The 22,621-nt window shown below is 67.5% G+C and carries 23 protein-coding genes and 2 pseudogenes; 17 read left to right on the forward strand and 8 right to left on the reverse strand.

All coding sequences use genetic code 11. The features are described 5' to 3' along the window. The first annotated feature begins 142 nt into the window (after positions 1-142). The 6 genes and pseudogenes from RZ1_RS21850 (at position 143) to RZ1_RS21875 (ending at position 7,516) form a co-directional block, all read left to right on the forward strand. A pseudogene (locus RZ1_RS21850) lies at positions 143-1,236 on the forward strand (RNA-guided endonuclease InsQ/TnpB family protein). Between the two features lie 334 nt (positions 1,237-1,570). Beyond that, positions 1,571-1,981, forward strand: a complete 411-nt coding sequence (locus tag RZ1_RS21855) for a DUF6573 family protein (RefSeq protein WP_072814623.1) — start codon at positions 1,571-1,573, stop codon at positions 1,979-1,981. Positions 1,982-2,266: 285 nt separating this feature from the next. Continuing rightward, a complete protein-coding gene (locus RZ1_RS21860; RefSeq protein WP_072814624.1) occupies positions 2,267-3,964 on the forward strand; it encodes a hypothetical protein in 1,698 nt (565 codons plus the stop codon). A gap of 438 nt (positions 3,965-4,402) precedes the next feature. After that, positions 4,403-4,945 carry a hypothetical protein gene (locus RZ1_RS21865; RefSeq protein WP_139281933.1) on the forward strand — a complete coding sequence of 181 codons (543 nt, stop codon included), beginning with the start codon at positions 4,403-4,405 and terminating at the stop codon, positions 4,943-4,945. Then, positions 4,942-6,147 (forward strand): MAB_1171c family putative transporter, encoded by a 1,206-nt coding sequence (locus RZ1_RS21870; protein WP_072814626.1) that lies wholly within the window; start codon positions 4,942-4,944, stop codon positions 6,145-6,147. Before RZ1_RS21865 ends, RZ1_RS21870 begins: the two co-directional genes overlap by 4 nt. After that, positions 6,140-7,516 (forward strand): cytochrome P450, encoded by a 1,377-nt coding sequence (locus RZ1_RS21875; RefSeq protein ID WP_072814627.1) that lies wholly within the window; start codon positions 6,140-6,142, stop codon positions 7,514-7,516. The genes RZ1_RS21870 and RZ1_RS21875 overlap by 8 nt, the downstream gene beginning before the upstream one ends. Here the strand turns inward: RZ1_RS21875 and RZ1_RS21880 are convergent. Continuing rightward, entirely contained in the window at positions 7,491-7,916 is a 426-nt protein-coding gene (locus tag RZ1_RS21880; protein WP_072814628.1) for a hypothetical protein, read from the reverse strand. The genes RZ1_RS21875 and RZ1_RS21880 overlap by 26 nt on opposite strands. Further along, positions 7,913-8,587: a helix-turn-helix domain-containing protein gene (locus tag RZ1_RS21885; protein ID WP_072814629.1), complete on the reverse strand. Its 675-nt coding sequence runs from the start codon at positions 8,585-8,587 to the stop codon at positions 7,913-7,915. Before RZ1_RS21885 ends, RZ1_RS21880 begins: the two co-directional genes overlap by 4 nt. Positions 8,588-8,922: 335 nt before the next feature. Here RZ1_RS21885 and RZ1_RS21890 point away from each other — a divergent pair, with 335 nt between their 5' ends. From RZ1_RS21890 to RZ1_RS21900, 4 genes are all read left to right on the forward strand, one after another. Next, positions 8,923-9,867: a DUF932 domain-containing protein gene (locus RZ1_RS21890; RefSeq protein ID WP_072814630.1), complete on the forward strand. Its 945-nt coding sequence runs from the start codon at positions 8,923-8,925 to the stop codon at positions 9,865-9,867. A gap of 233 nt (positions 9,868-10,100) precedes the next feature. Then, positions 10,101-10,277, forward strand: a complete 177-nt coding sequence (locus RZ1_RS30635) for a hypothetical protein (protein ID WP_169918041.1) — start codon at positions 10,101-10,103, stop codon at positions 10,275-10,277. Beyond that, a complete protein-coding gene (locus RZ1_RS21895; RefSeq protein ID WP_072814631.1) occupies positions 10,277-10,702 on the forward strand; it encodes a hypothetical protein in 426 nt (141 codons plus the stop codon). Before RZ1_RS30635 ends, RZ1_RS21895 begins: the two co-directional genes overlap by 1 nt. A 157-nt stretch (positions 10,703-10,859) precedes the next feature. After that, positions 10,860-11,495: a type IV toxin-antitoxin system AbiEi family antitoxin domain-containing protein gene (locus tag RZ1_RS21900; protein WP_072814632.1), complete on the forward strand. Its 636-nt coding sequence runs from the start codon at positions 10,860-10,862 to the stop codon at positions 11,493-11,495. A gap of 52 nt (positions 11,496-11,547) precedes the next feature. Here RZ1_RS21900 and RZ1_RS30640 read toward each other — a convergent pair whose 3' ends face one another. Next, positions 11,548-12,159 (reverse strand): hypothetical protein, encoded by a 612-nt coding sequence (locus RZ1_RS30640; protein WP_169918043.1) that lies wholly within the window; start codon positions 12,157-12,159, stop codon positions 11,548-11,550. A 218-nt stretch (positions 12,160-12,377) separates the two neighbouring features. Here RZ1_RS30640 and RZ1_RS21910 point away from each other — a divergent pair, with 218 nt between their 5' ends. From RZ1_RS21910 to RZ1_RS21920, 3 genes are all read left to right on the forward strand, one after another. Continuing rightward, positions 12,378-13,289 (forward strand): nucleotidyl transferase AbiEii/AbiGii toxin family protein, encoded by a 912-nt coding sequence (locus RZ1_RS21910; protein ID WP_072814633.1) that lies wholly within the window; start codon positions 12,378-12,380, stop codon positions 13,287-13,289. Between the two features lie 190 nt (positions 13,290-13,479). After that, positions 13,480-13,857 (forward strand): hypothetical protein, encoded by a 378-nt coding sequence (locus RZ1_RS21915; protein ID WP_072814634.1) that lies wholly within the window; start codon positions 13,480-13,482, stop codon positions 13,855-13,857. A gap of 67 nt (positions 13,858-13,924) precedes the next feature. After that, entirely contained in the window at positions 13,925-14,251 is a 327-nt protein-coding gene (locus RZ1_RS21920; protein ID WP_072814635.1) for a hypothetical protein, read from the forward strand. A 198-nt stretch (positions 14,252-14,449) separates the two neighbouring features. Here RZ1_RS21920 and RZ1_RS30145 read toward each other — a convergent pair. Together RZ1_RS30145 and RZ1_RS21925 are read right to left on the reverse strand one after the other, a co-directional pair. Next, positions 14,450-14,611, reverse strand: a pseudogene (locus RZ1_RS30145) (IS256 family transposase); the annotation flags it as partial. A gap of 12 nt (positions 14,612-14,623) precedes the next feature. Beyond that, complete coding sequence (locus RZ1_RS21925) at positions 14,624-15,709, reverse strand: tyrosine-type recombinase/integrase (RefSeq protein WP_139281935.1); 1,086 nt, start codon at positions 15,707-15,709, stop codon at positions 14,624-14,626. Between the two features lie 19 nt (positions 15,710-15,728). Between RZ1_RS21925 and RZ1_RS21930 the strand changes: the two genes are divergently transcribed. Continuing rightward, on the forward strand, positions 15,729-16,142 hold the full coding sequence (locus RZ1_RS21930) for a hypothetical protein (protein ID WP_072814636.1): 414 nt from the start codon (positions 15,729-15,731) through the stop codon (positions 16,140-16,142). A gap of 76 nt (positions 16,143-16,218) precedes the next feature. Here the strand turns inward: RZ1_RS21930 and RZ1_RS21935 are convergent, their stop codons facing one another. Genes RZ1_RS21935 through RZ1_RS21945 form a run of 3 tightly spaced genes read right to left on the reverse strand, consistent with a single transcriptional unit; the run spans position 16,219 to position 19,851 of the window. After that, positions 16,219-17,259: a flavin-containing monooxygenase gene (locus tag RZ1_RS21935; RefSeq protein WP_072814637.1), complete on the reverse strand. Its 1,041-nt coding sequence runs from the start codon at positions 17,257-17,259 to the stop codon at positions 16,219-16,221. A gap of 15 nt (positions 17,260-17,274) precedes the next feature. Next, positions 17,275-18,498, reverse strand: coding sequence for an MFS transporter (locus tag RZ1_RS21940; RefSeq protein WP_072814638.1), 1,224 nt, complete (start codon positions 18,496-18,498; stop codon positions 17,275-17,277). 6 nt (positions 18,499-18,504) lie between these two features. After that, the gene (locus tag RZ1_RS21945) at positions 18,505-19,851 is read right to left on the reverse strand and encodes an FAD-dependent oxidoreductase (protein ID WP_072814639.1); all 1,347 of its coding nucleotides are present in this window, start codon (positions 19,849-19,851) and stop codon (positions 18,505-18,507) included. A gap of 102 nt (positions 19,852-19,953) precedes the next feature. Between RZ1_RS21945 and RZ1_RS21950 the strand changes: the two genes are divergently transcribed. The 3 genes from RZ1_RS21950 (at position 19,954) to RZ1_RS21960 (ending at position 22,466) form a co-directional block, all read left to right on the forward strand. After that, the gene (locus tag RZ1_RS21950; protein WP_072814640.1) at positions 19,954-20,826 is read left to right on the forward strand and encodes a helix-turn-helix domain-containing GNAT family N-acetyltransferase; all 873 of its coding nucleotides are present in this window, start codon (positions 19,954-19,956) and stop codon (positions 20,824-20,826) included. Positions 20,827-21,184: 358 nt separating this feature from the next. Then, positions 21,185-21,844: a DsbA family protein gene (locus RZ1_RS21955; RefSeq protein ID WP_072814641.1), complete on the forward strand. Its 660-nt coding sequence runs from the start codon at positions 21,185-21,187 to the stop codon at positions 21,842-21,844. Further along, positions 21,819-22,466: a vitamin K epoxide reductase family protein gene (locus tag RZ1_RS21960; RefSeq protein ID WP_072814642.1), complete on the forward strand. Its 648-nt coding sequence runs from the start codon at positions 21,819-21,821 to the stop codon at positions 22,464-22,466. Before RZ1_RS21955 ends, RZ1_RS21960 begins: the two co-directional genes overlap by 26 nt. Positions 22,467-22,621 lie beyond the last annotated feature (155 nt).

Below are 22,621 nucleotides of genomic sequence, written 5' to 3' on the forward strand. Positions count from 1 at the left end.
CCTGCTGGTTCTTCGGCGCTATCCCAGTCGTTCACGGCCGGGATAGCAATCCCTCGATATTGGTGTCGGTGGGTGCCAGTACGTTGCGGGCGTGCAGCTCCGATACCAGTATCGCGTCTATCCGACGCCCGGGCAGCAGGACATGCTGGCCCGGTCGTTTGGGTGTGCGCGGGTGGTGTTCAACGACGCGCTGCGCGCCCGCCAGGATGCACACAAGGCTGGGGTGAAGCTCTCGGACACCGAGGTGCAGAAGCAGGTGGTCACCGACGCGAAGAAGACCCCGCAGCGGGCGTGGCTCACCGAAGTCGCCTCGGTGGTGCTGGTGCAGGCCACCCAGGACGCGCGACGCGCCTACCGGAACTGGTTCGACTCGATGTCGGGGAAGCGGAAGGGCCGCAGGATCGGGGCGCCACGGTTCCGCTCCCGCAAGGATACCCGGCAGGCGATCCGGCTCACCCGCAACGGGTTCTCGCTGCGTTCGAACGGGAAGTTGTATGTGGCGAAGGTCGGCGAACTCGAAGTTGCGTGGTCGCGGGATCTGCCGTCGGAGCCGTCGAGCGTGTCGATCATCAAGGACACCGCGGGCCGGTACTTCGCGTCGTTCGTGGTCGAGACGGCCGACGAGCCGCTGCCGGAGTGCGATGCGGAGGTGGGGATCGACCTCGGGCTCACTACGTTTGCGGTGCTCTCGGACGGGAAGGTCATCGAGTCCCCGAAGTTTTCCGCCGCGCCGAACGCAAACTCCGCAAGGCGCAGCAATCCCTGTCCCGCAAGGACAAGAGCAGCAGAAATCGGGCCAAGGCCCGGATCAAGGTGGCCAAGGCGCACGCGAAGGTGGCCGATGCCCGCAAGGATTGGGCGCACAAGCAGTCCACGGCGATCATCCGCGAGAACCAAGCGGTGTTCGTCGAGGACTTGTGTGTCGCAGGGTTAGCACGGACCCGGTTGGCGAAGTCGGTCCAGGATGCCGGGTGGGGCATGTTCACCCGGATGCTGGAGGAGAAGGCTGCCCGGTACGGGCGCGTTTTCGTGAAGGCGGACCGCTGGTTCCCGTCGTCCCAGATGTGCTCGACGTGCGGGCGGGTCGACGGACCGAAACCACTATCGGTGCGGGAGTGGACCTGCCCGTGCGGTGCGGTCCACGATCGCGATCTCAATGCTGCGAAGAACATCCACGCCGCAGGACGTGCGGAGTGGTTAAACGCCTGCGGAGGGACCGTAAGTCCTTCCGTCTAACGGAAGGCGAGTCCCAGTGAAACAGGAACCCACTGGAGTGGCGCGTAGCGCTGCAGGAGGAATCTCGGTCGTTCACGGCAGGGAGGACGTCAACCATCCCGAACTGAATTCGAGGACGTACAGCAAACCGCTGTCCGCGCGCCGAGTCCGAGGACCTTCCGAAGGCTTGATCTCGCTGAACTGAACATCGTTGATGTCGACCACGAGGAACCCTGAACCCCCGCGATCGCCGCGTCGAGACCCCCCAACGCCGCCCGATCGATGTGAAACACGCTCGCAGGCAACGCCATAACGTCATTCCCATCAGCCGGACGACACATCCACGGAGGAATTGATGAGCAGTGCAGGAGCCATCGACCAGCTCGAGGTCATCCACGCTTACATCCGCGCCGACGCGATCGCAGACGGTGTTCTGCACGATGTCACCGAGCTTGCCGCGCAGCAGGGCATGCGGTACCCGGTCGCGATTGCGACCCACGCGTGGGATGCTGCCGTGGCCTGGGACGAGGAGCACGGGGCGATGCAGGACGAGACGGGCCGCCAGTGGGACGTCCTGACGATGGCTGCCGTGGCATTGCGTCGCGCTAGTCGGCTCCGCCTGACGGGCCTGCAGGAGTTCACCGTGTACGTCGTTCCGAACCGTCTCGGTGCCGACGAGCCCGAGCCGGTCACTCTCGGAATCTCCGTCGGCCCAGGCGACAACTACGAGCCGGCGCTGACGATCACGTCATCCGCGGACCTCTGACGCGGTTGTCGGTATCCCTTCGTCCACTGCCCCGGAACGGTCCGACGTTCCGGGGCGGTGGCGACACGAGAACAAACGGGGGAGCGACACCCTGCGTCCGCGATGAGGTGCCGGCAGTGGCTCCGCCCGCTGCGGGCGGCTGTCCTCCCTGTGTTGGCTCCTCCGCTGCCGCATGCCTGAGACGAGAGCCGCCGGCCTGCTCCCGGAGCGCTCGCCTGCAACTCCGTAGGACCGGCGTCGAGACGATCGGTGAAATCACAACCCCACGACCGCCAGGAGCACCGAATGCCCGCCACCGCCACTGCCACTGCCACCCGCGCCGCGTGGGAGAGCCCCTCCCATCCGCAGTGGCGGCAGCTCGGCTCTCGGCTGACGGACTGGGTAGACACGCTTACCCCGCGCCGCGACGTCCTCGTTTCGGTGCTCCCGCACCATCCGGGCAGTGGCCAGCCCGCGGGTGTGTTCAACCACCGCACAGCTCGCATCACCCTCGACGCCACCCAAGCGATGCCCGGGCGGCCGGACCCTGACCGGATCGATCTGCGCGACGAGCGGGACCGCGCGCGATTCCCGGTTCTGACCGGCGTCCTCGCTCACGAGGCAGGCCACGCCACCCACACCAGCCGTCGCTACGGTCTGAGCGGGGCTGTCGCGGAGTGGGCGGCGCTGCTCGAGGAGCCGCGTATGGAGGGCCGGGTGGCCGCAGGCAATCCCCAGGCCCGCCGATGGTTGCAGGCCTCGGCGCTGCACCTGCTCGGGCAGGTCGACCCCACGAGCACGGATCATGCAGCCCGCACTCTGGTTCTGCTCGGTGGCCGCGTTCTGGCCGGCGTGCTCGAGGGGGAATCGTTGCCGGACCTGGACGCCGTGCTGGCGCCGTGGCTGACCGCGGAGCAGATCGCGGTGATCGCCGAGCAGACCGACCGCGCGGTCGCCGCGGTCGACGGCGATACAGCGACGATTACTGCCGCGGCCGAGAAGATCGCCTCGCTGTTCGGGGACGACGCCGCGGAGGGTGAGGGCACCGACGACGGCGACGACGACTGCGGTGCGCACCACGGCGCACCCGGGGACGGACCGCTCGCGGCTGCGCTGACTGCTGTCGCTGTCGCCGCCGCTCGGGGGTTGCGTGCGGCGGCCGGAATCGTCGATCCATCCCCCGCTGCTGTGGCTGCCCGCGCAGCGCGTCAGGCCCACACTGCGCAGGCCGTCGAGGACCAGCGCGCCGCCCGTCAGGGGCTGCACGAGTCTCGTCGCCGCCGACCGACTGCTGACGATCACAAGCACGCGAAGGTCCTGACACGGAGTCTCGAGTCGGCGGCGTTGCGCGCTGTCGATGTGACCCGCACACCGTCGTCGACCCCACCGGGGCGTCTGCGAACCTCACAGCTGGTGCGGCGGCAGGGGCAGATTCATGCTCGGGTGCGACCGACCGCGACCCCCTGGGAGAACACCCGCCGGCGGACTGTCGACACCCCGAGCCTGGTCGTGGGGGTCGCGCTCGACATTTCCGGGTCGATGGAGCCGTTCGCTGCGCCCGCGGCGGTGGCGGCATGGGCGCTGGCCAGGGCTGTGCGGCAGGTCGGCGGCAAGGCCGCGACGGTGACCTGGAATCACACCGCGGCGATGCTGCCGGTCACCGCTGTGAGCGGATCGGTCCCTGTTCCGTCGATCGGCGGCGGGTCCACCGGCTTGCCGGCCGCGATGCGCGTCCTCGACCGCGAGCTCGCCCTCAGTCGCGATCAGGGCGCTCGGATGGTCGTGGTGGTCACTGACGGCGACCTTCCGAACGACGCCGTGGTGCGTGAGGAGGCGGAGGGGCTTATCGCTGCTGGTGTGCGGATCTTGTGGCTTGTGACCGAGGACGGTGGGATGACGCCACCTACGGGGGCGGAGGTCGCCGTGATCGAGGACCCGAGTCGCATCGGGCAGCTCATCGGTGCTGCGGCGGTGACTGCGTTGAGGTCCGAGAATCGCAGGTAGTGGAAATAGCTCAGCCCCCACCGTGTGGTGGGGGCTGAGGCTCTTTACGACTCGCGCCAGCATGAGCATCAGCGGCACGTACGGCATGTTTCGGCCGACCCGGCAAGCCGGGGTCTGTATGTGTGCGGCCCCGTAGGGGCGCGGGAACAGTATGACACGAAGTGTTGCTTGTGTGAAAGTCAAAAATCGCTTGTGTATCGCTTTTGAGTACAAGTACTCACTGAAGATCGGAGATAGTGCCAGTTCACAAGATGGATGGGTCGGTCAGTGGAAGATGATCGAAAAGCCAATTATTGCCTTTATATGCTGCCTGAATGACTGCGAGATGACGCTCAGGTGGGGGACATGGGGAGGGTAGGTGGGGCGCCGGGAGGCGCCCGCCCGTATGGTTGGTGCGCTGAAAAAGCTGCACCAGGGGGGAACGTGCACGGAGGTGTCATGAGTGGAAACAATCCGGACAACCGGATTTGTATGGAGGTTCAGGACCGCGTCAACGTGATGCTGTCGGAGATCGACCAGGCCCTGCCGGGCCTGTGGAATTTCGACGACTTTCGCGCCTGGCTGTCCGAGCGGCGTGGGGTGCCACTCGAGATCAGAACAGTGCCCGGCGGCATGGATCCGGACTCACCGTGCGGATGGACCATTGTCTGCGAAGACCGCGACATCATCTACTCGTCGAACGCCGTACGCCAGGGTCGAGTCGTGTCCTACCACGAATGCGCGCACCTGCTGTTCGACCACAGCAGCAGCGGCGAGGACCGGCAACTCCTCGGTGAGTGCCTCGCCCCCGATGTCGATCCCGAGCTGATCAAGAAGATCCTCGGCCGCACGGACTACGACCGGCCCCAGGAACAAGAAGCCGAACTCCTCGCGATGCGCCTGTGGCGCCGCGACGTCGAATACTTCGGCATCCGATCCACAAACCGCCAAGTCGCCACCCGCGTCGGGCGGGCACGACTGCTCCTGCGAGGCGGTCGATGACCTCGACCCTGCCCGACTACCTGGCCTGGCCCATGCTGGTCACACTCGCCGTCATCGTCATCCTTCGGGTGCTGTTCCTGCACACGCTCGTCGACAAACGACTGTCCACCATGCTCGCCTTCTGGGTCTTCGTCGGGCTCCTCCGCGACCCTCACGTCCAGAACCTCCTCGCCGTTCACCTCGTCGATCCCTCGGTGATCCGCCAGGCCACCCACATGTGCGCCATGCTCGCCAGCGCAGCAATGATCGGCGCCGTCACCATCTGGGCAGCCCCAGACCACGACAACGACGGCTTCATCACCAAGACCCGCCGCCGCGATCGCCAGCCGCTCATCTACTGCGCCGTATTCCTCGCAGGCCTGGCACTCTTCCCACTGTCCGCGCCCGCACGAGTGGCCGGGCAAACCCTCGAAGAGCACGGCACCTGGCATGTCGTCGCGTACATGACGATCTATTCGGCCCCGACCATCGTGGCCGTCACCTGCCTGGCCGCACTCGCCTGGGAAACCGCGCGTGCCGCCGGCACCCGAGTACTCCAAATCGGAGCCGGACTCGCCGTCTTCATTAGCGCTGTGTCCGCCTTCGACGGCATCACCCGGATCATCAACTCATTCCTCGTGGCCGCTCACCAAAACAACGCCTTCACCGAATGGCGCAGCGAGTCCAACGACATCTTGTTCCTGCCCGAAGTCACCGCGATCGCCATCGTCCTTGCGACACCGTTGGCACACCGGCTCGCGGCGAAACTCGGCATCGACGGAGCCAGCCGCCGTATCCGACGTCTCGAACCGATGTGGCGCGATCTGACAGAGGCGATGCCCACAGTGGTGCTCCACCCGCGCCCTACGGACGTCGACGCGATTGTCGACCGCCTCGAGATTGAAATATGGGACACGATCGTCCGGCTCCGCCCTTATCTCCGCCCGGACCTGACGCCCCACGACCTTCCAGACCTCGCCCAGGTGAGCCGACACTCCCGCGCCGACGTCATCCGCGCACTCGCAGTCCACGAAGCGATCGACACGTACCGCGCGCAGCAAGGCACCCGGCCCATCGCACGGCTCGACGACCACACCGAATCCATCGACATCGACCGTCTCGCCCGAGCATGGGCTACAGCACGGGACCTCAAAATTTCGACCAATGATCCCGCCAACCAGGAAGGACACGGACAGCCCCGGCTGTCTCGATCGCATGGCTGAGCACACCACAATCCCGCACCCGCCCAAGCGCATCCCGATCCTCGGCGACATCATCGGAATCGACCGAGCCAAACCCAACCAGAAGACCCTGCTCATGCACGAGCGGCTCGGACCGATCTATCGCCGCACCATCATGGGCACGCACCTGACCTTCGCCTCCGGAGCGGACGTGGTGGCCGACCTCAACGACGAGACTCGCTTCCGCAAGCACGTCGGCCGGCCGCTGCAGCAACTCCGCAGCCTCGGCGGTGACGGCCTGTTCACCGCGTTCAACGACACCCACGCCTGGACCAGCGCGCACAACGTGCTGATGCCCGGGTTCACCAAAGACGCCATGCGCGGCTACCACGACACCATGGCCACGACGATCGCTGAGCTCGTCAAGCACTGGGACGAGCGCCCCGGCCAGCGGCTCGACGTCAGTGCCGAGATGAGCAAGCTCACCCTCGAAGTCATCGGCCGATGCGGATTTGGTCGCAGCTTCGGATCGTTCAGCCGCGACGCGGTCGACCCATTCGTCACCGCGATGCTGCGCGCGCTCGACTACTCCCAGCGGTCATCGATTCCCATCCCGATTCTCGGCGCACTCCTCGGCCGTGCAGAGGCCAAGCAGAACGCCGCCGACATCGCCTACCTCCACTCGGTTGTGGACGAAGTGATCGCGGCCCGAACCGGAAACCCCGGAGCCCATGCAGACCTCCTGGATCTGATGCTGACCAATCCGGACCCGGAGACCGGTCAACAGCTCGATCTCGAGAACGTACGCGACCAGGTGATCACCTTCCTGATCGCCGGCCACGAAACGTCGTCGAATGCGCTGTCTTTCGCACTGCATCTGCTGGCGACCCACCCGGACATCGCCGCTCGTGCCCGCGCCGAGATCGACGCAATGTGGCCCGATGCCTCGGCACCGTCACTGTCCTTCGACCAGGTACCCAAGCTCCGCTACATCCGCCGTGTGATCGACGAAACCCTGCGGCTGTGGCCGTCGGCTCCCGGCTACTTCCGGGAAGCCATCGCCGACACCACCGTCGCGGGCGGATATGGATTCAAGGCCGGGGACTGGGCATTCGTGCTGCTGCTGCGGCTGCATCGCGACCCGGTGTGGGGACCCGATCCCGAGCGTTTCGATCCGGATCGATTCCTGCCGGAGAACATCAAGGCCCGGCCCGGCCACGTCTACCGGCCGTTCGGGACGGGGATTCGCTCGTGCATCGGACGCCAATTCGCGCTGCACGAGATGGTGCTCGCTCTCGCCACGATCGTGCACCAGTACGACCTGGTGGCCGACCCTGACTACACCCTCGAGGTCGATGAGCTGCTGACGTTGCGCCCGGCCGGGTTCACTCTCGAGTTCCGTCGACGCTGAGAGCGGCGTCGTCGCGGTGGCGGGCGAGGTCTTCGAGTTCGGACACCAAGTTCGTCAACTCGGGACCCGCACCGTCGCCGCGGAAACAGATGCCATTGACTTGGGCATCACGGGCGGCGATCAATGCACGGAACTGCAGATCGTAGGCGCCTGTCGCATCCAACTCCGTCAGGTAGTTGGCGGGTGCGGCGAAGACTTCCGCCACCGCCACCAGCAGGCTGGTGGGCGCGTCGGTGAGGGTGCCGCGGCGCAGCGCGACGATGGTGTCCTCGTCGACGTGGGTGTCGAGCTTGGCGGCCACCGCAGCCGCGACCGACGCGGCGGAACGCTCGGGCTCATGGAGTCCGTGCGCGAGAGTGAACAGTCGGTCGACCCGGGTAGCGATGTCCGAACCAATCACGAGTTTGGCGCCTCCTGTCTGCGGGCAAGGCGTTCGGTGAAGTCTGCTGCTTGCTCGTCCGAGATGTTATCTGTCCGGCCCGCCAGCCAGCGCCGGTAGAGGCGTTCCTCGGCGTCCGGTGACGATAGGTCGACCGGGGCTGCCAGGTGCGAGCTGAAGGCGAACTCGATCATCACCGGGATCCCGTTCGTTGAATGAGCGTTTCGCTCAAGGATTTCGGTGACCCAGATCCCGGTCAACGAGGACACGAATTCCTTCATCTCCGCGACGGTTTTCGTCAGCAGCGCATTGTCGGGATTCGCATCGGCGACCGCGACCAGGGTGCTGTGGATGTCGAGGAGCTTGGTCAGCTCCTCGAGCGAGACCGGCACCTCCATTGGGCCGAGGGTGAAAGCGGCCGGCGAGGTTCCGTTCAACGAGATCGGATCAGGCACAGGAGTGGGGTGCCCACCGCGCCATGTCCGGGCTGCGCTTCCCGGCTCCCAACGCAGAGCCGCGTCGAACTTGTTGAGGGTGCTCAAGGAGGGCTCGGGGCCATCGGCTCGTTCGACACGAGTCTGGGTGGTGTCCGAGGGGCCACCGGCGCCGAACACGTCATCCTGTGTCAGTCCGAGCTTCAGACGTCGCTCACGCACGATACGTCCGAAACGGACACGATTCGACGCCTTCATGACCTGCAGCCTAGGGTAAGGAGCGACGAAGAAGCCAACTGTTGGCAAAATATCGTCACGCTCAATGTCTCCTCTAAATCACCCGATGACCTGCGTGGATCACCGGTACTGGGGAAGCTGATTCGCTCGAATGCAACTTTTTCGCCGTTCCGACCCTTGTCCGGCGAGCGCAAGACGAGGCACACCGACCCGTCTACCGTTTCGCACGTCGCCGGCGTTACCGCCAGCGGTCGACAGCTCGTCCTGTAGCGCGGTGACGCGACGCCTGAAACACCCGGGGGTCCCGTTCATAGCGTCGAATCCGACATCGCATTCCAGCTATCTCGGAGGTTCACATGACCGCTCCCGCCGCCACCCGCATCCCCGCCAGCCGCGCACTCGGTGCCGACATCAGCACAGCACGCACCGTGCACGACGCCCTCGAGCTCGCCGGACTGGACTGGGGGATCGAAGAGCATCCGGCCGACAGCTTCGCCCTCACCACGGACGACGGTGTCACGATGACCGGCATGCCGGGGATGCGCTTCTTCTTGCGGTCGGACACCAAGGAGGCGCTGCACCTGGGCGGTGCCCGCTACACGCCCGTTACCAACGCGGACGCATTCGCTGCCGCAGACGCCGCAGTCGCGATGGGCGCCCGGTTCGCTACCGGTGGCGCGCTGCGTGGGGGTCGGCAAACCTATCTGGAACTGGACTTGCCGGACGCCGCCGTGAAGGTCGGAGGCAAGGACCTGGTGACCTTCACCCTCCTACAGCGCACTGCCCACGACGGCTCCGGGCGGGTGACCGGCCAGGCCGTCGCCCGCAGACTCGTCTGCATGAACGGACAAACCGCCAACATCGGTTTCCCGACCACGTTCGCCATTGGGCACACCCGCTCCGCACACGATCGTCTCGCCGCAGCGACGACGATGGTCCAGGGTGCGGTCCGTTACGCGAAGGAGTTCAGCGCAATCGCGGATCACATGCTCGACACCCCGATGACGCTGTCGGAGTTCGGCGCGTTCATCGATGCCATGTACCCGCGGCCCGACGAGGAGAACGCGCGCGAGTTCGGTCGGTGGGAGCGCCGCCGTCACGAGCTGATCGAGCTGTTCCGATTCGCGGACACCAACGATCTCGGCAGGGGGAGCCGGTGGGGCGCGTACTCGGCCCTGACCGAGTACGTCGACTGGTTCGCGCCGGTGCGGGGCGGTGACGACGCCCGGGCGCTGCGTCAGCTCGACGGTACCGCCCAGGGCGCCAAGGACCGGGCGATGAAGATGCTCGCCGGCGTCTGATCGCTGACTAGGGAAGGGGCGGGGAGGCCGGAGGGTCTTCCCGCCCCTTCCCATGTTTCCGCGCCGCGCTGTCCGCCGGACCCGCCGGCCGGCTATCGGAGAACCGGGAGAATCACGGGTATCGCGTGCATCGCGTGTGTCGTGTATTTCCCGGGTACTAGGCCTGCAACACAGCAGGTAGGCGACAAGCAAAGTCGAGTCATCACGCCAGACGAACAGAGAGGACACCCGCGATGACCGTCGTACAGCCCACCGGGAAGATGACCGCCCGGCAGCTCCGGCACAAGCTCAACGTCGCCCACGCGTCCGGGCGGCTGCAGCCCAACGGCCGCGCACGCGACGCCAAGGGCCAGTGGCGCGGCAACCGCTCCGCCACCCGCGGCCGCGCGATCTCCGAGCAGGTGCGCTGATGACGGCACTTGACGAGATCAATGCCCAGATCGACGTGTGGGCAACCGTCGTGAGAGACGCTCACGCCCAGATCGCACGACTCGCCGTCGACCGCGTCCGCGAAGTCGCCGCGAAGGAGCACCCCGAGGCGCGGGCCTTGCACCTGAACTGCGACGGAGGCGGGTACTACATCCTCGGCATGTTCGCCGCCGAGGGCCGCGACATGATCGACGGAACGGTAGACATCGACGGAATCGACCCCGACGACAACCTCGTCGAAGCCGTCTCGGCGCTCCCCGGTGGGGCCGTCACCTACGACCGCGACGCCGACACCCATCTCGTCACGCTGCCCGGCGGCCCGCCCCGGTGCATCGCCTGTGGCCGCACCTTCGAGGAGGACGACTCCTGCGCCGACCACATCTACGGTCGCCACCGCTTCCCGTGACCACCGGTCTCTGCGCCCCGCACGACAGTCCCGTCGTGCGGGGCGCACGTGCGTTCACGCCGACGCCTGCCGGGGAGCTGTCCGCCTGTGGGTGCGGCACGAGGAATCCCGGAATTGTGACTGCAATACCCACCCAAGGGGGAGGTACTTTTGCAGCATGAAAGGGACAACCTGGCTGCCGATCGCAGCTGAACTCGCCACCACACAGTGGGGCCTGTTCACGACCGCTCAGGCCCGCGCCGCCGGCATGCACCCCAAGCACCTCGCCACCCTCGCCGACGCCGGCGCCATCCACCACGTCCGCCACGGCGTCCACCGCATCAACGGAGCTCCCTGGCATCCCCATGAGGACCTCCGAGCGGCCTGGCTCGCGCTCGACCCCACCCACACCGCCGACGAACGCCTCACCGCAGCCACCACCCCCGCCGCCGTGTCGCATCGGAGCGCCGCCAAAGTCCTCCAACTCGGCGACACCGACGCCGACCTCCTCGAATTCACCCTCCCTCGCCGCCGCCAGACCCGACTGACCGACCAACGCTTCCACATCGGCACCCTCACCGCCGACGACATCGAATTCGTTGACGGCCTACCCGTCACCACCCCGGCGCGCACCATCGACGATCTCGCCGCCGATCTCCTCGATGGCGGCCACCTCGCCGGCATCATCCACGCCGCGATCAACACCGGTCGCCTCACCGACACCGCGGCCGCCGCCATCCTCGACCGACACTCCCGCCGCTACGGCCATCCCCGCCACAACGGTCGGCGACTGCTCGAACATCTCCTCGCCTGACCGGCGACGGACCGGGGCCAACCCTCCGATGACCCCGGCCCCTATCACTCCATCACTCCGCAGCCTGCGGAATATCCCGAACAGCCAACGGAGACGGGAACGCCCACCGCGCGATCGGATCCTTCGCCGTCGCACTGGGATACAGCGCGACCTCGGTAATCGAGACATCATCGGCGAGACCGGACGAGCTGTAGCTGGAGAACGAGATCAGTCCTTCCGCTGCGCGATCGAGCGGACGATCACCGATCACGTTGGGAACGGAACTCGTCGATGCGCCATCGACCGTCTGTCCACTGAGCGTATGCAGCTTCCAATACAGCGGCGCCGCCGGGACGGCACCGGACTCAACATCGATTGACACCGGCACCAGCACACCGTTGTATGTGAAGCTCTCACGCCTTGCCAGCTGCCCACCGACCGTGATCGTGGCACTCCAATCGCTACCCGACACGTGCTGAGCCTCGCCGACGAGCGGATCCGCGGCCGCCCTGTCCGTCGTCGTAGCTGCCGTCGTGGTCGATGCCGACACCGTCGGCTGCGCGCTCGCCGTCGTGCCTTCCACCGCCGCGCTCCGCGACGTCGCCGACGCAACGCCCTCCGAGGAATCGCTCCCACAACCAGCGAGCAGCGCGCTCGCTACCGCGCACAACGCCACACTGCCCACTACACCCCGCGAAAACGCCATCACACTGTTCCCCTCTGTCCGCGAATCTCGCCACACCCGCCGGGCCACGCCGGCGAATCGAAATGAACGGTCGCGATCGTATCTACCTCATTCCCCGACACCGTATCCATACATGCTCACCAACCATCCCGCGCCGACGTGCATATCGGAAAGGTGAACTGCAACACCAGAAACCGCTCGCACAGACGCTTAGCGGCATGACCCAGAGATACCGCAGCCCCGGCGCATTCCAGATGGCGCTGAACGCGCGCATCAAGTCCGTGGCAATGACCACCGGCACCCCCGCTGCACAGGTCCGCCGCCAGTTCCTGGCCCAGCGATTCCTCGCCCGCGTGTTCGCCGATCCGGCTGCACCCTGGGTTCTGACCGGCGGTACCGGACTGCTGGTTCGTCTCGCAGGTGCGCGGCACAGCGAAGATCTCGACCTGCTCCACACCAGCAGTGGGACCGACGCCGCAGCCGCCATCGCAGACCTGCGCGCCACTATCACCGCCACCGAAGATCTCGACCCGTTCCGGTTCACCATCAGCGTCCCCACCACACTCCACGGTCTAACCGGGGGAGCCACCGTACGCGTCAACGCGCACCTCGGCACCACCGCCGCCGGGAACTTCCCGGTCGATCTCGTGGTCGGCCGCAGCACTGTCGGCCGCATCGAACGGATCGCTCCCGCACCGGTTCTCGACCTCGACGGCATCACCCCCACCCCTGCGATTGCCCTGTACCCGATCGCAAACCAGGTGGCAGACAAGATCTCAGCGATGTTCTACCGCTACGGCCCGCGCCGCTCACCGTCGACCCGTTTCCACGACCTCGTCGACCTGCTGTTCATCGTCACCCGCTGCACCATCCCCGCCGCCGACACCCACACCGCACTCGCCAGCGAGTTCCGTCGCCGCCAGATGCCCGCCGTCGCCGCCATATCCGTACCCGGAGATCGGTGGCACGACGGCTACCGCCGTACCGCCCGCCTCGCCGGACTCGCGGCCGAATGTGCCGACCTCGACACCGCCCTCGCAATCGTCGGCACGTGCCTGAACCCGCTGCTGACAGGCACCCGCACCACCGGCACCTGGTCCCCGGAAACGGCGACCTGGCATGACGACTAACCGGCGAGCCCGCTCAAGGGGCGGGCCCGCCGATGCGCGCCCGCTGTCCACCCCGGCGGCGGCGCGCACAGCTCCGCTGAACCGGAAATCCCGAGACGACTCACCATCATCCGCAGTTCCACTTTGCAACAACACAACTGGGTCCGCGCGACAGTGAAGCCCTCACGAACCGAGCCTGCAGGAGCAGACCGTGACCCTCGCACTGATCATCCCCATCGCCACTCTCATCGCCGCCGCCGGCATCGGTGCCCGCAAATGGATCTACGTCCCGCTCGTGATCCTCGCCTTCCCCGCACCGGCGGTCGCCACGGTCATCGCCTCGATCTCACTGGCCTGGCTCGCCCGTCGCTACGCCGTCGCGGAACGCCCCGCCACCGCGATCGTCCTGGCCGTGACCGCGCTCATCGGCTGGTTCATCGGCACAGGACCGAGCCTGCAGGGCTACGGCGCGTTCTCCCTGATCCTGATCGTGCCAGGCCTCGCCCTGACCGCGGCCTCCCTCATCCGAGTCATCGCCACCGGAACGCGACCCACAGGGTTTCAGTGGCCCTCCCACGGCCGTGCCTGACACTCCACAGTCATCCCGAAAAGCAACCCGACGCCCACCGCAATCCCCACGAACCGGAGGAACCGAAATGCCCGAGGCACCTGTGAAAGCCCTGCCCGTCCTGCGCGCCGCAACCACGACTGCCGACCTCATCGAAGCAGCAGCCCTACGAGATCGCACGCCGAACACCTACGAGATCACCGAATCGACCGAAGCGAACGCGGTGCGCGGACTCAACGCGGCACGGCTGCTCGCCGAGTACATGCGATCCGTCGGCGACGACGAACTGCAGACCGGCCTCACCGACCTGCTCGGCGATCTACACCACCTCTCGGACGCGATCGGAACGGACTGGGATGCAGCCGTCGACGCCGCCGCCACGCACCACCAGGCGGAAGTGGCGGGCGAGGACTAGTCCATCGAGCCCCGGGCGCGCACGGCTGGAGTCACCGCCAGCTTCCGCGCCCGCCCTGCATCGAACATCAACCGGCGGATGCGACGGTGCGCGAGCGCTCACAGATGCACGGGCTGTCCACCTTGTGGTTCGGCGACGGTGTCCGCGCAGTCGCCGGGACTATCCGGATAACGGTGGATCCGGTTCTGGCACACAGGTTTAGTTCTCACTTGGTGTGATTCGGCCTTCGAACGTGATAGCGAAGGCGTTGAGGGCCGGCTTCCACATCGCTGCCCATCGTGCTCTTCCCTTCCCGGTCGGGTCCAGTGCCCGGGTCGCCAGATACAGGCACTTGATCGCGGCTTGCTCGTTGGTTCTGTGGAATCACGATTGTCAAGTTCGTGCTGGTCGGCCATGGTTGACAGCGACGATCGGCAACGGGGTGGCGGTCAGTTGGCGTGGTGTTGTTCCGGCCGGGGTCGGAACGTCGGCGAGGCGTTGCAGTAGCTGCTCGAGGGCGGCTTGGTCGTCTTCGACGGCCGCTTGTTCATCGTCGGTGAGCGGGATGCTGACGAGCATGCGCTGAAGGTTCGATTTCGCTTGTAGAAGTTGGCTTTTGCTGGACTCTTTGGGTATGTAGAAGTCGCAGCGGGCGCAGGCCACGCGGTGCGGGCATTGCTCGAAGAAGGTGTAGCTGCAGAATCCGTGGCCGAGGTCGTAGTGCTGCCAAGGCTCACCAGCGGCGGCAGCGCCGGAGGTCGCCGCGTCGCGGTCGACGAGGACTTCGATGGTGCGGACGTTGCGGGCGAAGTAGCCGGCGTCGTTGTATGCCTTGGCCAGGGTATTCGGGGTAATTCTGGCGTAGTGCTGGGTCGATTCCGGGCTGCGGTGCCCGAGCCAGGCCTGCAGCTCGAACAGCGTCATCGGTTCCTTGGCGTTGTAGAGCTGTGTCGCGATGGTGGAGCGAGCGCGGTGGCTGGTGATCGGCCCGCGAACGTCGGCGGCTGGAATGTCGGCCTTGCGGCAGAGCGCGGGGATGATCGTGTCGTTGATGTAGTTCTTGCTGATCCGCCCGGCCCGGACTGCGAACAGGAAGTGCACCTTCTCACCGGTTTTCCGGTCCAGCATCGGTGGTTGCGCGGGGTGCAGGGGCTGCCATGCTTCGATCGCCCGGCCCAACAGCGGGTCGACGGGCTTGGTGAACGCGGTGCCGGTCTTGTGGGTAGGGATATCGAGCAGACAGACCGATGAGTCGGTCTGCTGTGGGTCGTCGCCGACGGCGGGCTGATCGTGTTGCCAGCGGATGCAGCCGACCCGAAGCCGGGCGATTTCGTCGCTGCGCTGGCCGGCGAACAGCCAGGTCAGCGTGACGGCGCGGACCATGTCGACCGGGTGGGCCCCGGGTCCTGCGGGCAGGTCGCCGGGATCGAGGTTGAGGCCGGCCCAGAGAAGTTTGGCCCAGAGGTCATCGGCGATCACTCGGGGGTCGGGTCAGCGCGTGGACAACCTCGCCGTCTACCTGTCGCTCGGCAGCGAGCCCGCCCGACTGCCCGCACCGCTCGACCAGCTCGCGCTCGACCTGGTCGTCAACCGGTATCGCGGCCGCGCTGCCCTGGCCCGTGTCACCGATCACGACTGGCTTTTTCCCGGTGTCCGCGCAGGGACCCCAATGACCAGTGGCCACCTCAACGCACGCCTCAAAAGCCTCGGTGTCCCCGCGCGAGCCGCACGGCAGACGACACTGATGGACCTTGCCGGTCAATTGCCCGCGGCCGTTCTCTCCGCGCTTCTCGGGATCGACGTCACGACAGCCCAGGGCTGGGCAATCGAGGCCGGCCATCGCAGCGCCTACGGCGCCCTCGTCGCCACCCGACGCGTTTCCGAGCGCCCCGCAGCCGACGAGATGTCCTGACACGAAGGCGCCCTGTTCGCTGCCGCCGGATCATCCTCGGATTCACGACAGCAGATCGGACGGAGGCTGCGACCGTCTACCGGACCATCCGTCTGACCAGGTACCGGGCGTCGCGGCCGACGCCGCGCAGTGATGCGGAGGAGAGGCTGCGTTGCCATTCGAGGCCGACGTAGCCGAGACCCTGATGGGTGGTGGACACGCCCTTTCGGTGGTGAGGGAGCCCGGTGTCGGTGAGCGCGCCGAGGTCGGCGAGGTAGGGCAGGTGCGGGGTGTAGCCGGTGGCGAGAATGATCGTGTCCACCTCGGTGGTGGTGCCGTCCGGCCAGAGCGCGGTGCGGCCGTCGAGACCGGTGAACATCTGGCGGGCCTGGGGTTTCCCGGTAGCGAGGGCGGTGCGGTAACGGCCCGTATCGAACACCGGCGCGGTCGGAGTCCGGTGGAGCAGAGATCCGATCGGGAGAGTGTCGATACCGGTGACGGTGAACCAGAAGTGCATGTCACGGCCGAGGGGGCGTTGGGGCACGAACTTCGGTGGTGTGCGACTGGCGAGGGTGACGCGGGCGGTGTCGGCGAGTTCCGCGGCAATCTGGACGGCGGAGTTCCCGGCGCCGACGACGATGACGTCCTCGCCGGCGTGGTCGGCGGGATTGCGGTAGGTGCTTGCGTGGATGATCGTGCCGGCGAACCTGTCCTGACCGGGCAGGGCCGGGATGGCGGGTGATCCGAATCCGCCGGTGGCGGCAACGATCCGCGGTGCTGTGAACGTTTCCCGGGTGTCGGTGGTGGCGGTGTAGAGGTGGCCGTCGTGGGCGACGGCCGTCACACGCTGGTTGACGTGGATGTCGGCGTCGAGAATCTTGGCATAGCGGCGCAGGTAGTCGACGACCTCGTCGCGGTGCGGGTAGCGGTCTCCGTCGCCGGGGAACGGAAGTCCGGGCAGGGCACTGTATTTCGCGGGCGAGAACAAGGTGAGGCTGTCGTAGTAGTGCGGCCAGGATCCGACGGGTTCGTGCGATGCCTCGAGCACCGCGGTGCGCAGGTGTGCGCGGCGCAGTGCGGAGGCGGCGGCGAGGCCGGATTGGCCGCCGCCGATGACGAGGGCGTCGTAGTCGGGCATCGGGTTCCTTGCAGGTCAGGGTGTGGGTTCGGTGGTGCGCCGGGGTAGGGAGGCGGCGGCGAATCCTGCGCCGGCCAGGGCGATGGCGCCGAGAACGAGGTAGGCGCGGGTGTAGCTTCCGGTCCAGGTGGACAGTGCGGTGCCGGCCCACGGCGCGAGGGCCATGACGATGACGATCGGTGCGGACATCAGGCCGTTGAGACGGCCGTAGTGGGTGGCGCCCCAGCGGTCGGTGATGGCGGTGGCCTGGACGAGGGTGAACACACCGCGCACCAGTCCGGCGCCGATGGCGACGCCGATGAGCGCGACGACGGTGTCGGCGACACCGAGCAGGGCGGTGGTGGCGGCGGTGGCGGCGATGATGCCGACCGTGCGGCCGAGTGGCCCAGTGCGAGCGGACAGTGGCAGGTAGCCGATCCGCCCGAGGACCTGTCCGGCGCCGCCGAGGCCGAGGGTGAGCGCGGCCAGGCCGGGGGAGAACCCCTGCTCGATGAGCAACGGGACGAGGTTGAACACGCCGGCGAACGCCGCGAACGCGGCCAGGGCTAGGGCGATCACGAGGGCGGCGAACGCGCGACTGCGGGAGGCGTCACGGTGATCGGTGGCCTGTTGTCCGGGATGCTGCGGCGGATCGGGCCAGTGACCGCGCAGACCGACGTAGTGCCCGGGAATGGTGACGGCGGCGAGGATCACGGCGAGGACGAGATAGGTTGCCCGCCAGTCGTATCGATCGACGAGCGCCGCGGTGAGCGGCGCGAACACGGTGCTGGCCAGACCGGCGGCGAGGGTGAGGATCATCAGCGCCTTGACGTGATCGGAGCCGTACCAGCGGGTCAGGGCCGCGAACGCGGGCGGGTAGAGCACCGCGCCCATCGCGGCGCCGGCCAGCACCCACCCTGCGTAGAACCACGGCAGCGTCGGGGCCCATGCCACGAGCAGCAGCGACGGCACCGCGAGGACCGAGCCGGCGGTCATCACCGTGCGGGGACCGCCGGCATCGAGGATCCGTCCGACGGGGATCCCGACCAGCGCGGCGACCAGCTGGCTGATCGAGAAGGCCGCGACGATCACAGAGGCGGACCATCCGCTCTCACGGGAGATCGCCACCGACAGAACGGGGAAGGCGTAGTAGAGGATTCCCCAGCTGGTGATCTCGGTCAGGCACAGGGTGGCGAGCACCCGCCGCAGACCGGCGCGATCGAGGGTGCCGATCTGCGGCGTGGTGGTCGTCTCCGTCACCGGTGTCTACCGGCCCGACGGCGAGGCGAGGGTGACCAGCTCCGGTGCCGCGGGGGCGCCGCAGCACCCACCGCCGCCCTCGGCGGTGTCGGCGTTCGGGTCGTCGAACACGCCCGCGCCGCCGCATACCCCGGTCTCGGGCAGGACCAGCTCGACCCGGTTCGCGGCCTCGTGGTCGCCGGCGAGGTGGGCTGCGATGGACCGGACCTGTTCGTAGCCGGTCATCGCGAGGAACGTCGGGGCGCGGCCGTAGCTCTTCATCCCCACGACGTACACGTTCGGTTCGGGGTGGGTCAGTTCGCGGACCCCGTGCGGGTAGACGGTGCCGCAGGAGTGCACGTTCGGGTCGATCAACGGCGCCAACTCCACCGGTGCCTGCAAGACCGGGTCGAGACCGAGGCGGATCTCCGACAGCCACGACAGGTCGGGGCGGAACCCGGTCAGCGCGACGACCTGGTCCACCGCGTCGATTCGCTGACCGGCGTCGGAGACCAGGGCGATCTGGCCGTCGCCGTCGGATTCGACCGTGGCGGTGCGGAATCCCGTCACCACCTGCAGCAGTCCGTCGTCGACGGCCTTCTTCGCACGCAACCCGAGGGCGCCGCGGGCGGGCAACTGGTCCTCGTCGCCACCACCGAATGCAGTCCCGACCCCGGCGCGGCGCACCGCCCAGGTGATCCGGGTGCCCGGCGCGTCCGCGGCGAGCGAGGCGAGGGCAACGATCGCGGTCAGCGCGGAGTGGCCGGCGCCGGCGATCACCGTGTGCTTGCCCGCGTACTCGGCGCGGACCTGCGGGTCGTCGAGGTCGGGGACGCGGTAGGAGATGCGGGCAGCCGCGGCGTGTTCCCCGGCCGCGGGCAGGCCTTCGCTGCCGAGCGGGTTCGGTGCGCCCCACGTTCCGGAGGCGTCGATCACCGCACTCGCGAGGATCCGGTCCTCGGTGCCGTCTGTGCGGCGAATGTGCACCGACAACGGTTCGGTGTCGCGTCCGGCGTCGACGATCCGGTCGCGACCGCGACGCGCGACGCCGACGACCTCGGTGTTCGGCTGGACCGCATCACCGAGAGCATCGGCGAGCGGGACGAGGTAGTCGCTGGCCCACTGCGATCCGGTCGGATACGCCTCGGGGTCCGGGTGGGTCCAGCCGGCGGCGGTCAGCAGCCGCTGCGCGGCCGGGTCGACCAGCTCGGACCAGCGGGAGAACAGTCGGACGTGGTTCCACTGTGCGACCGCCGCTCCGGCGGCCGGGCCGCGCTCGAACACCAGCGGGGTCAGTCCTCGTTCGCGTAGCTCGGCGGCGGCGGCCAGGCCGATCGGGCCGGCGCCCACGACAACAACGGGCAGGTCGGACATCTCAAACACCTTTCATCGACGATCATCGATCAACTCACTTCCCGACTGTATCGACGTCCATCGATGAATGCAACCATCGACGAACATCGATATAGTGAGGTCATGACTTCCCTGGACATGCCGGTCGCCGCGACCGCCCGCCCCACCGCGGCGGAGGCACTGGCGACCGAGGACGCCGCAACGTACGCCGCCTGGTTCGCGTGCCTGGCCGAACCGACCCGGGTGCGGCTGCTGCACCAGGTCGCGAGCACTCCCGCCGGGATTACCGTCGGCGAACTGGCCGATGCGCTCGGGATCGGGCAGCCGACCGTCTCCCATCACGTCCGCAAACTCGCCGACGTCGGGTTCGTGCGCGTCCACAAGGACGGCACCAGCACCGTCGTCGTGGTCAACCCGACCTGCTGCACCGGCCTGCCGCAGGCCGCCGACGTGGTCATGGGCACGCTCGCCCCACGCCCGTGCTGCCCGGATGATCTGCCCGCCGACGTCACTGTCCGCCCGATGCAGGGCGACGACTGGGACGCGGTGCGCCGCATTTACGGCGAGGGCATCGCCACCAAGGCCGCGACCTTCACCGCCGAGGTCCCCACCCGCGAGGTCCTCGACAAACAGTGGCTCCCCGGGCACCGGTGGATCGCCGAGATCGACGGCACCGTCGTCGGATGGGCTGCCCTGAGTCCGGTGTCGAGCCGGGACTGCTACCACGGGGTCGCGGAGAACTCGGTGTACGTCGCCGCCGGGATGCGGGGCCGCGGCGTCGGCAAGGCGCTGCTGCGCAGCCAGGTCATCGCCGCCGACCAGGACGGCCTGTGGACCCTGCAGACCTCGATCTTCCCCGAGAACCGGGCAAGTATCGCCCTGCACCACTCGGCCGGATTCCGCACCGTCGGGGTTCGCGAGCGCATCGCCCAACTCGACGGCCAGTGGCGCGACACCGTCTTCCTCGAACGTCGCAGGCCCGCCAGCGAGCAATAGTCCAGTCCCGGTCGGTCGGGGTTGTCCAAGGATGGAGTGCACGATGTGCGCGATGGAGGAGGCGTGCCGTCGGCGAGCTTCTGCGCGAAGTCGGCGGGTTCGATCACGCCGCGTAGGCGGACCGCAGCCGTGGCCGACGATAGTTGTCGTCGAATATGACTGCAATGCAATATTTTTCGAGTGTCAATCTCGTTGAGCTCCGACAATTGGAGCCCCGGGATGGAGTCACCCATATCTACTACGCAGGATAGTATCTGGGTGTGATGTGCGAGCCCCGGCGATTGCCGTGCCCTTTCCGAGTGGCCCTTCTCTTCTCACCTCGAAGGCTCGATCTGCCGAGCTGTCCGGGGGTGCACGCATGAGTCGGGGAGCGAAGATCTCGCTGGCGCTCGTGGTCGTGTTCGTGGTTGCCGCCACCGCGATCCTGCTGGTCGGCCGCCCGGACAAAGACGCCGAGGATGGCACGGCTGCGGGCACGCCGGCCGTAGCCGCCGAGGTGGTCCGCCAGGACAGCCACCGGCTCTCCTCTGCTCCGCAGGGCAGCCCCGTGTTCGTGGAGTTCCTCGATTTCGAGTGTGAGGCATGCCGCGCGGTGTACCCGGCTATCGAGGAGCTGCGCGCCGAGTACGGGGACCGGGTCAGCTTCGTGGTGCGCTACTTCCCCCTGCCCGGCCACTTCAACTCCGAGCGCGCAGCCCGCGCGGTGGAGGCGGCGGCCCAGCAAGGCCGGCTCGAGCAGATGTACCAGCGGATGTACGAAACGCAGACCGAGTGGGGCGAGCAACGCGTCCCCAAGGACGACGTCTTCCGCGGATATGCCGTCGACCTCGGACTCGACATGGCCGCGTACGACGCGGCCTACGCAGATCCCGCCACCGCAGCACGGGTCGCGTCCGACGTCGCCGACGGCGAAGCGCTCGGAGTGCAGGGCACCCCGACGTTCTTCCTCGACGGTCAGCGCTTCGAGCCTTCCACCTACCAGGACCTCATCGATGCGTTCGACGCCGCACTCGACTGACGCCGTCAACCCGCCGTCCGGTGCGGCTCGTGGCGGCGCCCCCTTCGGCCGGGCGCTGTCTTGGCTGCTGCTGGTCGGCGGGCTTGTCGGCCTGGGGGCGTCGTTCGTTCTCACGGTCGAGAAGTTCACCCTCGCCGCGAATCCCGACTACATACCGACTTGCAGTCTCAATCCCGTTCTCAACTGCGGCTCGATCATGTCCACGCCGCAGGCGGCGGTGTTCGGGTTTCCCAACTCGCTGCTCGGCATCGCCGGGTTTTCGGTGGTCGCGGCGACCGGTGCGGCGCTGCTTGCCGGCGCCCGGCTCGCCCGCTGGTACTGGCTCTCCTTGCAGGTCGGGGTGACTGCGGCGGCGGCGTTCGTGCACTGGCTGATCATCCAGAGTCTCTACGAGATCGGCGCCTTGTGCCCGTACTGCATGATCGTCTGGGCCGTGACGGTCCCGGTGTTCTGGTACGTCACCCTGCGCAACATCACCTACGGCGCCTTCATCGTTCGGCCGCGTAGCGCCGAACAGGTTTCTGCGGCAGGGCTGCACCTGCTCCCGATCACGGTGTGGTTCCTGATCGTCGCCGCACTGGTCATCCACCGCTTCTTCTCGTACTGGTCCGGCCTGATCTGACTCGTTGATCGGCCCGAAGCGCGGTTCGGGAGGTTGCGGCCTTCCGGGACGAGGGTTGTCGATCGCGGTCGGCATCAGGGCCGGTGCGGACGGTGACCGCTCGATGGTCAGGGCATGGTGCGCCACGGGTGGGGGTGACGGTGACGAACACCGCC

This window comes from Rhodococcus zopfii NBRC 100606 = JCM 9919 (assembly GCF_001895025.1).
Classification (GTDB): Bacteria; Actinomycetota; Actinomycetes; order Mycobacteriales; family Mycobacteriaceae; genus Rhodococcus; species Rhodococcus zopfii.

Bases quoted from the DNA above. Each gene is read 5' to 3' on its own strand.
- RZ1_RS21910 (WP_072814633.1), top strand. From the start codon at position 12,378: ATGACCCAGAGATACCGCAGCCCCGGCGCATTCCAGATGGCGCTGAAC.
- RZ1_RS21900 (WP_072814632.1), top strand. From the start codon at position 10,860: ATGAAAGGGACAACCTGGCTGCCGATCGCAGCTGAACTCGCCACCACA.
- RZ1_RS21935 (WP_072814637.1), bottom strand. From the start codon at position 17,259: ATGCCCGACTACGACGCCCTCGTCATCGGCGGCGGCCAATCCGGCCTC.
- RZ1_RS21920 (WP_072814635.1), top strand. From the start codon at position 13,925: ATGCCCGAGGCACCTGTGAAAGCCCTGCCCGTCCTGCGCGCCGCAACC.
- RZ1_RS21870 (WP_072814626.1), top strand. From the start codon at position 4,942: ATGACCTCGACCCTGCCCGACTACCTGGCCTGGCCCATGCTGGTCACA.
- RZ1_RS21860 (WP_072814624.1), top strand. From the start codon at position 2,267: ATGCCCGCCACCGCCACTGCCACTGCCACCCGCGCCGCGTGGGAGAGC.
- RZ1_RS21945 (WP_072814639.1), bottom strand. From the start codon at position 19,851: ATGTCCGACCTGCCCGTTGTTGTCGTGGGCGCCGGCCCGATCGGCCTG.
- RZ1_RS21855 (WP_072814623.1), top strand. From the start codon at position 1,571: ATGAGCAGTGCAGGAGCCATCGACCAGCTCGAGGTCATCCACGCTTAC.
- RZ1_RS21895 (WP_072814631.1), top strand. From the start codon at position 10,277: ATGACGGCACTTGACGAGATCAATGCCCAGATCGACGTGTGGGCAACC.
- RZ1_RS21885 (WP_072814629.1), bottom strand. From the start codon at position 8,587: ATGAAGGCGTCGAATCGTGTCCGTTTCGGACGTATCGTGCGTGAGCGA.
- RZ1_RS21865 (WP_139281933.1), top strand. From the start codon at position 4,403: ATGAGTGGAAACAATCCGGACAACCGGATTTGTATGGAGGTTCAGGAC.
- RZ1_RS21960 (WP_072814642.1), top strand. From the start codon at position 21,819: ATGCGTTCGACGCCGCACTCGACTGACGCCGTCAACCCGCCGTCCGGT.
- RZ1_RS21890 (WP_072814630.1), top strand. From the start codon at position 8,923: ATGACCGCTCCCGCCGCCACCCGCATCCCCGCCAGCCGCGCACTCGGT.
- RZ1_RS21950 (WP_072814640.1), top strand. From the start codon at position 19,954: ATGACTTCCCTGGACATGCCGGTCGCCGCGACCGCCCGCCCCACCGCG.
- RZ1_RS21955 (WP_072814641.1), top strand. From the start codon at position 21,185: ATGAGTCGGGGAGCGAAGATCTCGCTGGCGCTCGTGGTCGTGTTCGTG.
- RZ1_RS30635 (WP_169918041.1), top strand. From the start codon at position 10,101: ATGACCGTCGTACAGCCCACCGGGAAGATGACCGCCCGGCAGCTCCGG.
- RZ1_RS21875 (WP_072814627.1), top strand. From the start codon at position 6,140: ATGGCTGAGCACACCACAATCCCGCACCCGCCCAAGCGCATCCCGATC.